At 62.1% G+C, this 13313-nt stretch carries 11 protein-coding genes; 4 read left to right on the top strand and 7 right to left on the bottom strand.

Features of this window, described 5'->3' with window-relative positions:
- Together ACN0S5_RS23320 and ACN0S5_RS23315 are read right to left on the bottom strand one after the other, a co-directional pair.
- On the bottom strand, positions 1-2504 hold a 2504-nt coding region (locus ACN0S5_RS23320), incomplete at its 3' end, for a nitrate reductase subunit alpha (RefSeq protein ID WP_417211624.1).
- Positions 2505-2568: 64 nt separating this feature from the next.
- Positions 2569-5292: a nitrate/nitrite transporter gene (locus ACN0S5_RS23315; RefSeq protein ID WP_417211622.1), complete on the bottom strand. Its 2724-nt coding sequence runs from the start codon at positions 5290-5292 to the stop codon at positions 2569-2571.
- 256 nt (positions 5293-5548) lie between these two features.
- Here ACN0S5_RS23315 and ACN0S5_RS23310 point away from each other — a divergent pair, with 256 nt between their 5' ends.
- Positions 5549-6247 carry a cyclic nucleotide-binding domain-containing protein gene (locus ACN0S5_RS23310; RefSeq protein WP_417211620.1) on the top strand — a complete coding sequence of 233 codons (699 nt, stop codon included), beginning with the start codon at positions 5549-5551 and terminating at the stop codon, positions 6245-6247.
- Positions 6248-6265: 18 nt separating this feature from the next.
- Here the strand turns inward: ACN0S5_RS23310 and ACN0S5_RS23305 are convergent, their stop codons facing one another.
- Positions 6266-6931: an NnrU family protein gene (locus ACN0S5_RS23305; RefSeq protein WP_417211619.1), complete on the bottom strand. Its 666-nt coding sequence runs from the start codon at positions 6929-6931 to the stop codon at positions 6266-6268.
- A 10-nt stretch (positions 6932-6941) separates the two neighbouring features.
- Positions 6942-8150, bottom strand: a complete 1209-nt coding sequence (locus tag ACN0S5_RS23300) for an NnrS family protein (protein ID WP_417211617.1) — start codon at positions 8148-8150, stop codon at positions 6942-6944.
- Positions 8151-8260: 110 nt separating this feature from the next.
- Here ACN0S5_RS23300 and ACN0S5_RS23295 point away from each other — a divergent pair, with 110 nt between their 5' ends.
- Complete coding sequence (locus tag ACN0S5_RS23295) at positions 8261-8704, top strand: RrF2 family transcriptional regulator (RefSeq protein WP_417211616.1); 444 nt, start codon at positions 8261-8263, stop codon at positions 8702-8704.
- A 789-nt stretch (positions 8705-9493) separates the two neighbouring features.
- Here ACN0S5_RS23295 and ACN0S5_RS23290 read toward each other — a convergent pair.
- Positions 9494-9937, bottom strand: a complete 444-nt coding sequence (locus tag ACN0S5_RS23290) for a hypothetical protein (RefSeq protein ID WP_417211614.1) — start codon at positions 9935-9937, stop codon at positions 9494-9496.
- A gap of 805 nt (positions 9938-10742) precedes the next feature.
- Here ACN0S5_RS23290 and ACN0S5_RS23285 point away from each other — a divergent pair.
- Positions 10743-10994, top strand: coding sequence for a hypothetical protein (locus ACN0S5_RS23285; protein WP_417211613.1), 252 nt, complete (start codon positions 10743-10745; stop codon positions 10992-10994).
- Between the two features lie 363 nt (positions 10995-11357).
- Here ACN0S5_RS23285 and ACN0S5_RS23280 read toward each other — a convergent pair whose 3' ends face one another.
- Both ACN0S5_RS23280 and ACN0S5_RS23275 read right to left on the bottom strand, forming a co-directional pair.
- Positions 11358-12059 (bottom strand): glutathione S-transferase family protein, encoded by a 702-nt coding sequence (locus ACN0S5_RS23280; protein ID WP_417211611.1) that lies wholly within the window; start codon positions 12057-12059, stop codon positions 11358-11360.
- Entirely contained in the window at positions 12046-12654 is a 609-nt protein-coding gene (locus ACN0S5_RS23275) for an NAD(P)H-dependent oxidoreductase (protein ID WP_417211610.1), read from the bottom strand. Before ACN0S5_RS23275 ends, ACN0S5_RS23280 begins: the two co-directional genes overlap by 14 nt.
- Here ACN0S5_RS23275 and ACN0S5_RS23270 point away from each other — a divergent pair.
- A complete protein-coding gene (locus ACN0S5_RS23270) occupies positions 12653-13162 on the top strand; it encodes a winged helix-turn-helix transcriptional regulator (RefSeq protein WP_417211609.1) in 510 nt (169 codons plus the stop codon). The genes ACN0S5_RS23275 and ACN0S5_RS23270 overlap by 2 nt on opposite strands.
- The last annotated feature ends 151 nt before the right edge of the window (positions 13163-13313 follow it).

The following is a 13313-nucleotide window of genomic DNA, read 5'->3' as shown; positions in this document are numbered from 1 at the left end:
ACCTTGTAGGCGAGGGCCTTGAATATCTCCCAGTCGGACTTCGACTCGTAAGCCGGGTCCACCGCCGCCTGCAGCGGGTGGATGAACGGGTGCATGTCGCTGGTGTTGAGGTCGTTCTTTTCGTACCAGCTGGCCGTGGGCAGGACGATGTCCGAGTAAACCGCCGTGGTGCTCATCCGGAAGTCGATGGTCACCAGCAGGTCCAGCTTGCCACGCGGCGCGTCCTTGTGCCACCTGGCTTCCTTCGGCAATTGCCGGCCTTCCTCTCCCAGGTCCTTGCCCATGACGCCGTTGTCGGTGCCAAGCAGGTGCTTGAGGAAGTACTCATGCCCCTTGCCGGACGAGCCCAGCAGGTTCGACCGCCAGACGAACAGGTTGCGCGGCCAGTTTTCCGGCGCATCCGGGTCTTCACAGGACATCTCCAGCTCACCGGACTTCAACTGTTCGGCGACGTAGGCGGGGATCTCCTTGCCCGCAGCCTTGGCCGCCTTCGCCACCTGCAGCGGGTTGGTCTTCAACTGCGGCGCCGAGGGCAGCCAGCCCATGCGTTCGGCGCGGATGTTGTAGTCGATCAGGCTGACGTCCCAGTCGCCCTCGGGCGCGGTGGGCGACAGGATCTCCCCGGCCGTCAGGGTTTCATAGCGCCACTGGTCGGTGTGCGCATACCAGGCCGAGGTCGAGTTCATGTGCCGCGGCGGACGGCCCCAGTCCAGCGCGAAGGCCAGCGGTTGCCAGCCGGTCTGCGGCCGCAGTTTTTCCTGCCCGACGTAGTGCGCCCAGCCACCTCCGGACTGACCCACGCAGCCACACATCACCAGCATGTTGATGACGCCGCGATAGTTCATGTCCATGTGGTACCAATGGTTCATCGCCGCGCCGATGATGATCATCGACTTTCCATTGGTCTTTTCCGCGGTCTGGGCGAATTCACGGGCGACATGGATGATCTTGTCGGCCTTCACGCCGGTGATCTTGGACGCCCAGGCAGGGGTGCCGGGCACATCCTGATTGTAGTCGCTTGTCACCCAGTCGCCGCCCAGACCACGATCCAGCCCGTAGTTGGCGCAGAACAGGTCAAAGACGGTGGCGACGGCCACCTCGCCCCCGGCGGTCTGGATACGCTTGACCGGCACGTTCTTGGTCAGGACGTTGGGGCGGCGATCCCCGGTGGTGAAGGCCTCTGTCGCGTCGGCTCCGAAATAGGGGAAATCGACACCGACGACCTCGTCGTGATCGCTGTCGAGGATCTGCGACAGACGCAACCGCGTGTCGGCGCCCGCAGCCTTTTCCTCAAGGTTCCATTCCCCGTCTTCGCCCCAGCGATAGCCGATCGACCCGTTGGGCGCGACGAGCGTGCCAGAGGCCTCGTCATAGGCGACTGTTTTCCACTCCGGGTTGTTCTCTTCGCCCAGCTTGCCGTCCAGATCGTCGGCGCGCAGGAACCGGCCCGGGATCATCTTGCCGTCCTTTTCCTCGATCTTCACCAGCATGGGGAAGTCGGAATACTTGCGGCAGTAGTCTTCGAAATACTCGGCCTGCCGGTCGAGGTGGAATTCCCGAAGGATGACGTGACCGAAGGCCATGGCCAGCGCCGCGTCGGTGCCCTGCTTGGCATTCAACCAGACATCGCCGAACTTGGCCGCCTCGGAATAGTCGGGGCAGATGACGGCGGACTTGGTGCCGCGATACCGCGCCTCGGTGTAGAAATGCGCATCCGGTGTCCGGGTCTGCGGCACGTTCGAGCCCCAGAGCAGCAGGTAACCGGCGTTGTACCAGTCGGCCGATTCCGGCACGTCGGTCTGTTCGCCCCATGTCATCGGGCTGGCTGGCGGCAGATCACAATACCAGTCGTAGAAGGACATGCAGACGCCGCCCATCAGCGACAGGTAACGCGACCCGGCGGCATAAGAGATCATCGACATGGCCGGGATGGGCGAGAAGCCGAAGATCCGGTCGGGGCCATAGGTCTTGGCGGTATAGGCGTTCGCGGCGGCGGTGATTTCCGTCGCTTCGTCCCATGTTGCGCGGACGAACCCGCCCTTGCCGCGCGTTTCCGTGTAGGAGGCGCGCAGGATCGGGTCGTCCTGGATCGCGGTCCAGGCCTCGATCGGGGTCATGGTCTCGCGCATCTTGCGCCAGACCTTCATCAGCCGCCCCCGAACCAGCGGGTTCTTCACCCGGTTGGCGCTATACAGGTACCAGCTGTAGGAGGCGCCGCGCGCGCAGCCGCGCGGTTCGTGGTTGGGCAGGTCGGGCCGGGTGCGGGGATAATCGGTCTGCTGGGTTTCCCAGGTGACGATCCCGGATTTGACGTAGATCTTCCACGAACAGGACCCGGTGCAGTTCACCCCGTGGGTCGAGCGGACGATCTTGTCGTGCCGCCAGCGGTTCCGATAGGTGTCCTCCCAGTCGCGGTTTTCACGGGTGACTTCGCCGTGACCGTTCGAGAACTGCTCAAGGCTCTTGGACTGGAGAAAGTTCAATCTGTCGAGAAGGTGGCTCATCTCGCTTCCTTTCCTGATGTCGGGGGCCGGGCGGCGGTTTGGGCCGCCCGACGGCATGTTTCGATCATTCGGCGGGCTGTGCCGTTGCCTCGGCGGGCACGCGTCCATGTTCGACGTCGTGCAGCAGACCGCCGCGGCGCGTGTAGACCGCCCAGGTGATCGCAAGGCAGACCACGTAGAAGACCAGGAAACCCCAGAGCGCCCCGACCGGAGAGCCGGTCATCGCAAGCGAGGTGCCGTAGGCCTTGGGGATGAAGAAGGCCCCGTAGGCGGCAATGGCCGAGGTGAAGGCGATGATCGCGGCGCTTTCGCGTTCCGCCTGCTTGCGACGCGCGGCGGCGTCCAGTTGCGGCATCAGGCGCGGGATTTCCTTGCCCATGATCGCGGGGATCATCTGGAAGGTGGACGCGTTGCCCACACCGGTCAGGAAGAACAGCGCCATGAAGGCCGCGAAGAAGCCCACAAAGCTGCCCGCTCCCAGCGAGGTAATCACGCCGAACACCGCGACGATCATTCCCGCAAAGACCCAGAGGGTCACGCGACCGCCGCCCCACTTGTCCGAGACCCAGCCAGTGGCGGCGCGGCTCAGCGCCCCCACAAGCGGACCAAGGAAGACGTATTGCAACGCGTTCACGTCCGGGAAGGCGATCCGGGTCAGCAGCGGGAAGCCTGCGGAATAGCCGATGAAGCTGCCGAAGGTGCCGGTGTAGAGGATGCACATCAGCCAGTTCTGCTTGCGGCTGAAGATGATCGCCTGTTCACGGAAGCTCGCCTTGGCGTCGGCGATGTCGTTCATGCCCAGCCAGGCCGCCGCCGTGGCGATCAGGATGAAGGGCACCCAGACAAAGCCCGCGTTCTGCAGCCACAGCTCGCCACCCGCAGTCAGCTGAACCGGCTCACCGCCCATCGCGCCAAAGACACCCATGGTGATCACGATCGGCACGAGGAATTGCATGACCGACACGCCCAGGTTGCCCAGGCCCGCGTTCAGCGCCAGCGCGTTGCCCTTTTCCGCCTTCGGGAAGAAGTACGAGATGTTGGCCATTGAGGAGGCAAAGTTGCCGCCACCAAAGCCGCAGAGCAGCGCAAGGGTGAGGAAGATCAGGTAAGGCGTATCCGGGTTCTGCACGGCATAGCCGATGCCCATGGCGGGCAGCAGCAACGAAGCGGTCGACAGCGTCGTCCACAGGCGCCCGCCAAAGATCGGCACCATGAAGCTGTAGAAGATCCGCAGCGTCGCGCCCGACAGGCCCGGCAGGGCCGCCAGCCAGAAAAGCTGCGAGGTGCTGAAGTCGAACCCGATGGCGGGCAGCTTGGCCACGACCATGGACCAGACCATCCAGACCGAGAAGGCCAGCAGCAGCGCGGGGATCGAGATCCAGAGGTTGCGGCGTGCAACCGCGCGGCCTTTTTCGTCCCAGAACGCCTGGTCCTCGGGGCGCCAGTCTTCCAGCACGCGCGGCATGGCCGTGTGTTCCGGGTCGTGGATTTCCTGCATCTCGGGCAGGGCGGGCAATTGGTCGAGGATCTCGCCATGCGCCTTGCGCTCCATCGCGCGGATCGACAGGTGCATCCATGTCAGCGCCACGGCCACCAGGCCGAACAGGATCGCGAAGCACGAGGTATAGATCCCGGTCAGGTCAAGCGCCGCACCGAAGATGATCGGCAGGATGAAACCGCCAAGACCACCGATCATGCCCACCAGGCCGCCCACCGCGCCAACGTGCTGCGGGTAGTAGACGGGGATGTGCTTGAACACGGCCGCCTTGCCGAGGCTCATGAAGAAACCCAGCGTGAACAGCACGGCGATGAAGGGCCAGAAGCTCATCGAAGTCGAGAAGCTGATCGGACCGCTCTTGCCTTGGATGACGTAATCGGTGGGCGGGTAGGAAAGCATGAACAGCAGCACCAGCGCGAAACCGAAGGTCCAGTACATGACCTGCCGCGCGCCGAACTTGTCGCTGAGGTGTCCGCCGTAAGCTCGGAACAGTGAAGCCGACAGGCTGAAGGAGGCGGCAGCCATACCGGCCGTCTTCACGTCCACACCGTATACATCAATCAGGTAGTGCGGCATCCACAGCGCCAGCGCTACGAAGGCGCCGAACACGAAGAAATAGTAGAGCGAGAAGCGCCAGACCTGCAGGTTCTTCAGCGGCGCGAACTGCTGCGCAAGGCTTGGCGCCTTGGTGCCTTTTGCCCGGCGTTCGACCAGTTTGGGGTCGTCCTTGGCAAAGAGGAAAAAGACCACCGCGATGATCGCAAGACCTGCGGCCCAGACATAGGCCACTCCGTGCCAGCCATAGGCCACCATGACAAAAGGTGCGACAAACTTGGTCACCGCAGCGCCGACGTTGCCGGCCCCGAAGATGCCAAGCGCCGTGCCCTGATGCCCGGCGTCATACCAGCGGCTGACATAGGCCACACCGATGATGAAGGACCCGCCCGCAAGGCCGATCCCCAGCGCCGCGATCAGGTACATGACGTAGGTGTCTGCCAGCGTCAACGCCAGAGTGGCCAGCGCGGTCAGCAGCATCTGCGCGGTAAAGACCAGTCTTCCACCGAATTTCTCGGTCCAGACCCCCAGAAATAGCCGGGTGACCGAACCGGTTAGGATTGGCGTTGCCACCAACAGGCCGAACTGGGACTCGGTCAGCCCCAGTTCGCTCTTGATGGCAACGCCGATGATGGAAAAGATCGTCCAGACCGCGAAACAGGCGGTGAAGGCGATCGTGCTCAGCCCAAGCGCGCGGTTCTGTTCCGCGTGCGAGGCCGTGGCTACGGTCTGCATGGCAGGCCCTCCTCAAAGAATAGCGTCAGTATCCCCACCGGGATTGCCAACAGCCTTGTGAGCAGAGCCGAGAGTCTGACTTGATCCAGATCAGAAATTAGAAAAAGCGTAACGAAATAAATGTTTTATGGAAATTTGTCAGGTGCTGCCCAATGCGTTATCAAGAGGGGGCAGCCAATGGGTCATGCTGCCTGTTGACAAATATCAAATGAAGACATGATAAATATCAACCGAATAACAAGCTGAGCCGTTACCCATGCCCGAGTCGGACTTCCCGGACATCAAGGCGCTGCACTTGTTCAAGGACATGGCGGATGTGCAGTTCCAATCGCTCATGCGCGGGGCCTACGTTCAAAACTTCCCTCCCCAGATCGAGTTGATCTCGGAAGGCGAACCAAGCGATTTCCTCCATGTGGTTCTGTCCGGTACGGTGGATCTTTTCTGCAGTTGGAACGGACGTGAAACCAGCATGGCAACGGTTCGGCCAGTCTCGACTTTCATTCTGGCTGCGACGATCCGGGACGCCCCTTACCTGATGTCGGCGCGTACGCTGGAAAAAAGCCGGATCGCCTTGATCCCCAGCCAGGATGTGCGCGCCGTTTTCGAAACGGATGGCAATTTCGCGCGTGCGATCGTGTCCGAACTGGCGCTGTGTTATCGCTCGGTCATCAAGGCCCAGAAGGATCTCAAGCTGCGCAGTTCCTTAGAGCGGCTGGCCAATTACCTGTTGCGTCAACAGGACCGCGCTGGGCAGGTTCAGCATTTCGAATTGGAATTCGAAAAGCGCCGTCTTGCCTCGGTGCTGGGGATGACGCCGGAAAACCTCAGCCGGGCGTTCAAGGGGCTGCAACCCTATGGCGTCACGGTGAAGGGCAGCCGGATCAGCATCGCCGACCGCGAAGACCTGAGCCGCTTTGCCAAACCCTCGCCCCTGATCGACGACGCCTCAAGCTGATACCGCGCGGCCAAGGCGTCATTGCAAGGGGCTGACCCCGAACAGGTGGGGATGCGCCGCGATCAGCGCGGTGTATAGCACGGCGCCCAGCACAAGACGCACGCCCTGAGCAGGAGTTGCGAGGGCAGAGGTCAAGGGTGCGGCGGCCAACGCATTGATCGTCCTCTGCCACTCGGGCCCCATCTCCCTGCGCTTGCGCCGGTCCACCAACCGCCCCCCGAACACGGCAAACAGCGCGAAGGTCCCGAAGAGCACGACATGCGCAACGTCGCCGTTTGGCAAGACATGCGCCGCCGCCCACAGCGCAAGCGCCAACAGGAGCGGATGACGGGACAACCGGACGACGCCGGCGCGGGCCGGGTCGAAATCGGCGTTCCGCGCCCCTCCGAAAGACAGGGGGTTGGGGCGGGCAATCGACAGTGCCAGCAACAGGCACACCGGAAGCATCAGCACCAGGACAAGGTGATTGTGCCAGGGCGCCCAGGGCCAGAGCGGCACATGGGGCGCACGACCTGCCGCCCCGATGATCCAGCCCAGCGCCGCCAGCGACAGCAGCGAATAGGCCACCGTGAACCCCGTCTGCCCCAGCCGCGCCTGCAGCCAGGGGCGGACAGGCGGGCGCACGGGGATGGAATGCGTCAGGAAGAACGCCAGACAGGCGGCGTTGAATTCGAACCATCCCATGGTCATCGCATCACGCAGATTTGGCAGGTCGTCGGCACAGCAGAAGCGGGCCGTATACCGCGGCGAAACCGGCAAAGGATGCAAACCACGCCAGACCCGACAGGCCGTGCAACCCGGCGGTATATTGCGGCCACAGCCCCGCAGCGACCCGCAGGAATACCGCGGCGATCATCGCTCCGTAAATGCTCACCGTTCCCGGTCCTGCGCTCAATTCCTGCCCCGTGTGGCCCAAGGTAGCGCGGGTCATCACGGCCAGCGTCATCAGTCCAAGCGCACCGCCCATCCAGAGGTGCTGGGCCGCACCCATCCCGAGGGTCGCGGGCATCAACACCTCCACCGCCATCGCCAGCGCGCCCAGCGGAACAAAGGCATAGCCCGCGTGCAACACCCAGACCAAGGGCTCTGACAGTGTCTGCCCCCCGGCCCAGGGGACCAGCCGACCCCAGTGAAGCGCCCCCGCCAGCGCCAACGCCGCACCCGTCATGACAGCCGTGGGCAGCGCCACCCAGATTAGCAAGGCGCCCAGCAGGACCAGCAGCGCCAACCGATCGAACCCCTGCATCGGCGACACGGGCAGTCGCGCCGCGCCCCGTTTCACCAGCCAGTTGCGCGTGAAGGACGGCACGATGCGCCCGCCGATTACCGCGATCATCATGATCCCCGCCCCAAGACCCAACCGCAAACCGTATCCCTGCGCCGCGTAGGCCCCCTTGGCCGCCTCCCAATGAAACAGCCCGTTGCCCAGGATCATGACGGTCAGCATGGCCAGCACGATCAGGTTGCGCCAGTTCTTGCCGGCCACGATCTCTCGGCCGATGGCACCGGCAAGCACCACTGGAAAGGACAGGTCGATCACGGCGGTCAAACCGGGAGAAAGTCCGGCGGACACGGCCATTGCCACCCGTCCGGCCAACCACAACGCCGCAAGTCCGGCCAGCGGCCAGCCGACAATGGGCAAGCGCCCGGTCCAGTTCGGCACGGCCGTCAGCAGGAACCCGGCGACGACTGCGCCAAGATAGCCGAACAGGAATTCATGCGCATGCCAGGACACAGGGTCCAACGCGGTGGGCAACGTCAGCCCCCCTGTCAGCATCCCGATCCAGAGCATCATGGCCAGCGCTGCCCAAACAGCAGCGCCGAGGAAAAACGGCCTGAATCCATAGGTCAGCAGGGCAGGTCCGGTCCAGCCGCGCATGCGTTGAGCTGTGGTGAGTGTCATCGGAGTCTCCCGATATTGGCGCGAAGTGCCTGTCTCCGCTGAATCAGCATTTGATTTACCGATTAATCTGCGTCAATACGTATTTCAAATGCCAACTCCAGGGAGCGACAATGCGGCTCACCTCGTTCACCGACTACGGGCTGAGGGTTCTGATGCGCCTCGCTGGCTCACCCGACAGGGCATTCAGCACCGCCGAACTGGCCACCGAATTCGGCGTTTCCCGTAACCATCTGGCCAAAGTCGTCTCGACCCTCGCCTCGAACGGGTTTCTGAAAACCAGCCGTGGCGGAGGAGGAGGCGCCATACTGGCGCGTCCAGCTGACGAGATCCGGCTTGGCGAGGTTGTCTCGCTGCTCGAAGCGGATCAAGCCCTTGTCGAATGCTTTGCACCTCAGGGAAATACTTGCACGCTAACGCCGACATGCCGGCTCAAGAACCGGCTGGCCAAGGCGGAAAGCGCCTTCATCGCCAGCCTGAACAAGGGGACCCTGGCAGACTGCGTTTTCGTACCACCGAGAAAGAAAAGACCTGCGTTCCGCAGCCAATCTCAGTGAAAACGCTCGCCGGTTCTTCTTCTTCGCAACTACTCATTCGCCTCATCGTAAGTGAAACAGACCGACCTCCATCCAAAGACTCTTCAAAAAATACAGATCACGGGAGCCATTCAGACAACGTCGTAAGGAAGAACTGATATGATTATGCAAGACTTGAACACGGGTTTCCTGGCGCACTCCTGCACCCCACGCAAAATCCTGTTCGGTCAGTCGCCGCCAAAGCTTTCTGGCTCAATGTCCGCTTCTGCAGTGAACAGGTTTCGGCCTCGCGCTTGCAGCGAATTACTGGAAGCCGCCCTTCCTTCCGCGTGACTTCACATGTCCAGCGCAAAGCGGGATCTTACGGCGAATGGTGGGAAGGTTTCGCACAACCAGCGTAGTATACAACAGCGCCCCGTAAGTTTCTACGGGGCGCTGCACTGTCAATGAACAAGTGACCGATAGTTTTATCCAGCGACTCCGGGCGGTGCCTCGCCCCAAGGGGCGGCGGCCCTTGCCCCTTCGCTACGGAGCGCCTTGCTGACCTCCCACCGCACGGAATGCGTCAGAGGAGCGATCGGCCTTCTTTGTCGGCATCTCCCGTGCCAAGCAGCGGCTGGTGCTTACGATCTGCCAGCACCGGGACCGGCCGGACGGGGCCAAGAACTGGAGCAAGGTCCGGTTCGAGAAGTCGAGGACATAGCCGCTCGACATGCCCGTGAGCTCATCGACGAGCTTGATCTCGATGGGTCTGAGATTTGCCATGTTCACCTCTCTTCGGGATCGTTGGCAGCTGCCAGCAGGCCGACCTCACCGGAAAGCACCGGCATCCCGGGCGACATGACGCTTGAGCTTCTCGTTGATGGCCATGAAGAGGCGCTCGAACCGATCGACGGCATCCGGGGTCAGCACCATGTCAGGTGCTTGGCCCATTTTCTCGAGAAACAGGCGAGCAGGGCGTGTCTTGCTGAACTCGACGTCCGCGCCCTTGAGAGCTTGCTCCAAGGCGGAAGGCTGGAGAGATGTTGTCACCATCGAGTCCGGCACAGCCGAGCCGTCGAAGACATGACCCATGCCATAGAGAAGTATGTCGCCTTGGATTTCGAGGCGTCTTCCTTGTCCGCCGATAGCTGGCCAATCGAGGTTGTCTTGGCTTGCGGGTGGCGAAGTCGTCTCCTGGTCGTCGTTGATCCGGCCTGCTGGTGAGTGGCCAATGTCGGCTTGGTCGCATGCCAGTGAGCAGGTGCACGGCATTCCTTTCGAGGCACTGCTTGATGCGCCGACACCGCAGACCGTGACCTCAGAACTAAGAGCGATGCTGGCCGGTCGCTCGCTGGTTTCCGATGCTCCAGATTTCGATGGTAGGTGGCTTGAGCGACTGATGAACGTGACCGGTGCTCCTGTGCCTGGCCCCATACTCGATTTTGACCAAGTGAACTTTAGCCACTTCCAAGGGGCATCCCTCGATAGCTTGTATGAGCGCTTCGAGCGCTCAGCTGTCCCCCATCGAGCGGGCCCGGACAGTGCGAGGATGGCACGGGCATGGCTGCGTGCTGTTCAAGTCACGGAAAGCCGTTGTGCCCGCTCGTAGTGCGGGACAGCTACACCTCCTAAGCGCAAGCCGGTTTTTCTGCGGCGAACGGCCCTAACGGACTTCCGCCGTGATGGCCGTCGTGGCGGCGCAGTTTCCCCGCAGGAGCCATGCACGGAAGCTTGCAGCAACGGTCGGCGACACAAGGTCCACCATACTCCGAGAACGGGCCTTAGCCCCGAGCTGCGTTTTTCATTTTGACGGATGAGATCAATCTCCTGAGCATCAGACAGGAGACACGACATGAATAGCACTCTTCACTGCGACCTAATCGACCAGACTTTGGCCGGTCCCTACGGAGGCCTGCCTCTCGCAGACTACCTACGCAGGAACGGGAGGCGTTGGGTGGGTAGTGCTCTTCCGCCAGACCTGAAGAGAGGGCAACAAGGACAGTGTTTTCGAAACGCTTGGCAGTTGAGCCTTTCGCATGGACTTCCCTACTGCGAAGGATACGGGTGGGATGTTGAATTGGGTGCGCTTCCGTTCCCACACGCCTGGAACCTCTGCCGCTCGTCTGGGCGCGTCATCGACACCACATGGGCCATCGGCAGACGAGCGGTTTATCTCGGCATCGAACTATCGCCGAAGCAGCTGATGAAGATCATCGATTTGACCGAGTGTTTCGGGGTCCTGCAAGATGGCCGACGGGATGCTCTTGAAATCGTCGAGCGTACCCTTGGTCCGAAGTCGATATCGGTTGAGCAAGCTTCTGTCGGTTGAGAGCATGGTGTCCAGTATCGGGCGCGGCGAATTTCGGCGCGAGGGACTGCTGACTGTCTTGGACGCCTATCCCTTCCGGCCCATAGCGGTCATTACTCAAGATCACCGTTGCCGCAGCGCGGCTTCCCCATACCGGACCTTCATGGCACCGCGCAGTATAGTCCAAGGCCCCAAGGTCAGCAGTGCGCGGGAAACGGTAGTGACACCCGACAGGGTCGCACCTGGCCCGCCTGGCGGTCCCCGGCCCGTTTGTGACCTCGAAACATAGCTCCGCTGTCTCATCGCAGCATCTACAAGCGGTATAGGTTTCGGGAGGATGTGACGCGCTGACGAGACCACTCCGAGAGACAGCGCGTCAGGTGTTCAGCGGAACCTGGCTGCGTTCTCTGCGGCCGCAGCATCCGTGTCGCCCTGACCGAAAGCCGACGGTCGCGGCTCCGGCAGTTGCAGGGCCTCCTGGACCCGCGGCATGGCGTCGATGCGGTCGAACCACGCTTGCAGGTTCGGCAATCCGTCGACGCTCACCGTTGCCCAGAAATAGCTGCGTGCCCAAGGGTAGGTCGCAATATCTGCGATGGACATCGCATCACCGACCAGCCAGTCGCGCCCGGCAAGCCGCGTATCCAGCACTTCCAGCAGGCGGCGGCTTTCGGTCACGTAGCGGTCGATGGCGTAGGGCACCTCGTCGCCGTTCGGCTTGGCGATCCGCTGGAAGAACATCGCCTGGCCCATCATCGGGCCGATCCCACCCATCTGGAACATCAGCCATTGTAGCGTCTCCGAGCGCTCCTTGGGGTGGTGGCTGAGGAACCGCTCGTATTTCTCGGCGAGATACCACAAGATCGCGCCGCTCTCGAACACTGCGAAGTCATCAGCACCGCGATCCACGATGGTCGGAATGCGCCCGTTCGGATTCAGACGCATGTAAGCGGGCGTTTTCTGCTCTTTCTTGCCAAAATCGACCGGCACCAGTTCATAGTCGATTTGTGCTTCGTGCAAGAAAATCAGGGGCTTCCAGCCGTTCATGGTGTTGGCGGTGTAAAGAACAATATCAGGCCGCGTCATTGGCAAGTTCCCCGAAGGTCGTGGCAAGATGGGCGTCGAAACGGGCGAGGTCGGTGGCCACGTCGGGGTTCTTCATCACGTCGAAGGCCCCAAAGGTCGGCAGCGGCGTCATGCCGAAGAACTTGGCGTTCAGATGGACCGGGCGCAGGAGATCATCCAGCGACATGCCCTCGAAGAACGGCTCTGCCGGGTCGTCAAAGGCTTCAGCCGGGGCGTTAAGCGTGGCTGAGATCATGTAACGCGTCGCCGCGAGCTTGCCGCCCATGCCGTAATTCGCTTTAGGTGCGGCGGCGTTGCGGCCGTCGCCATTGCTGAGCTGACCGCCCATGCCGACCGTGTAGACCTCATCCATGTATTTCTTGAAGGACCACGGCACGCCCATCCAGTTCACCGGGAACTGCAAGAGGACCACGTCCGCCCAGAGGTGGGTCTCAATCTCGGCCTGCACGTCGTAACCGGCCGCGACCGTGGTCAGGCGGACTTCGTGCCCCTGTGCTTCGAGCGTTGCCTTACCGCGCTCCGCGAGCGTTTCGTTAAGTGTGCCCGGAGCAAATTCGTAAGGTTGCGCGCCGTTGAGGATGTGGATCTTGCTCATGTCGTCTCTTCCGTTGCTGCGCCCGCTTGACTTCGGCGGGGTCCGGGATGAGATGAACGTGGTGGGAAGCAAAAACAACCAGTATACTTTTTGTAACCTAATGCGGAGCGGATCGGCGGAGCGGAAGACGATGGATGCAAAGATCGAGATAGACGGTGCCGGCCGACGGAGCGCGGCCAATGCCTGCACCGAGCCCTGCGCCATCGAGCGTGGCATGCGGATCATCGGAGGCAAATGGACCGGCTCCATCCTCTGGCACGTCAAGGATGGGCCGGTGCGGTTCAACGACCTCGCCCGGATGATCGGCGGCGCATCGAAGAAGATGATCACGGAACGCTTACGGCAACTCGAAGACCAGGGGCTGGTCAGGCGCGAGGTGTGTGACACCGCCCCGATCACCGTGGTGTACGAAATCACTGATTTCGGGCGAACAGCCTTGGGTTTCCTGGATGAACTGCGCAAGTGGAGTGAGGGCCTTCCGAAGAGGTTGACCGCCGATAGGCAATAGCGTGTCGAAGGCGCGACCGGCCCAGAGCGGATGAGGTGGGTGGCTCCTGCTCCACCGGCATCGAATGTGCCAAAGTGCAGTTGTCAACGACTGCAAGGAAAGGAGCCACCCAATGACAGTAAAGACAGTCGGCCTCGATCTGGCCAAGGAC

The sequence above is a fragment of the Antarctobacter sp. genome (genome assembly GCF_048262615.1).
In the GTDB taxonomy this organism is placed as follows: Bacteria; Pseudomonadota; Alphaproteobacteria; order Rhodobacterales; family Rhodobacteraceae; genus Antarctobacter.
This window is presented reverse-complemented; position numbering and strand designations above follow the sequence as displayed.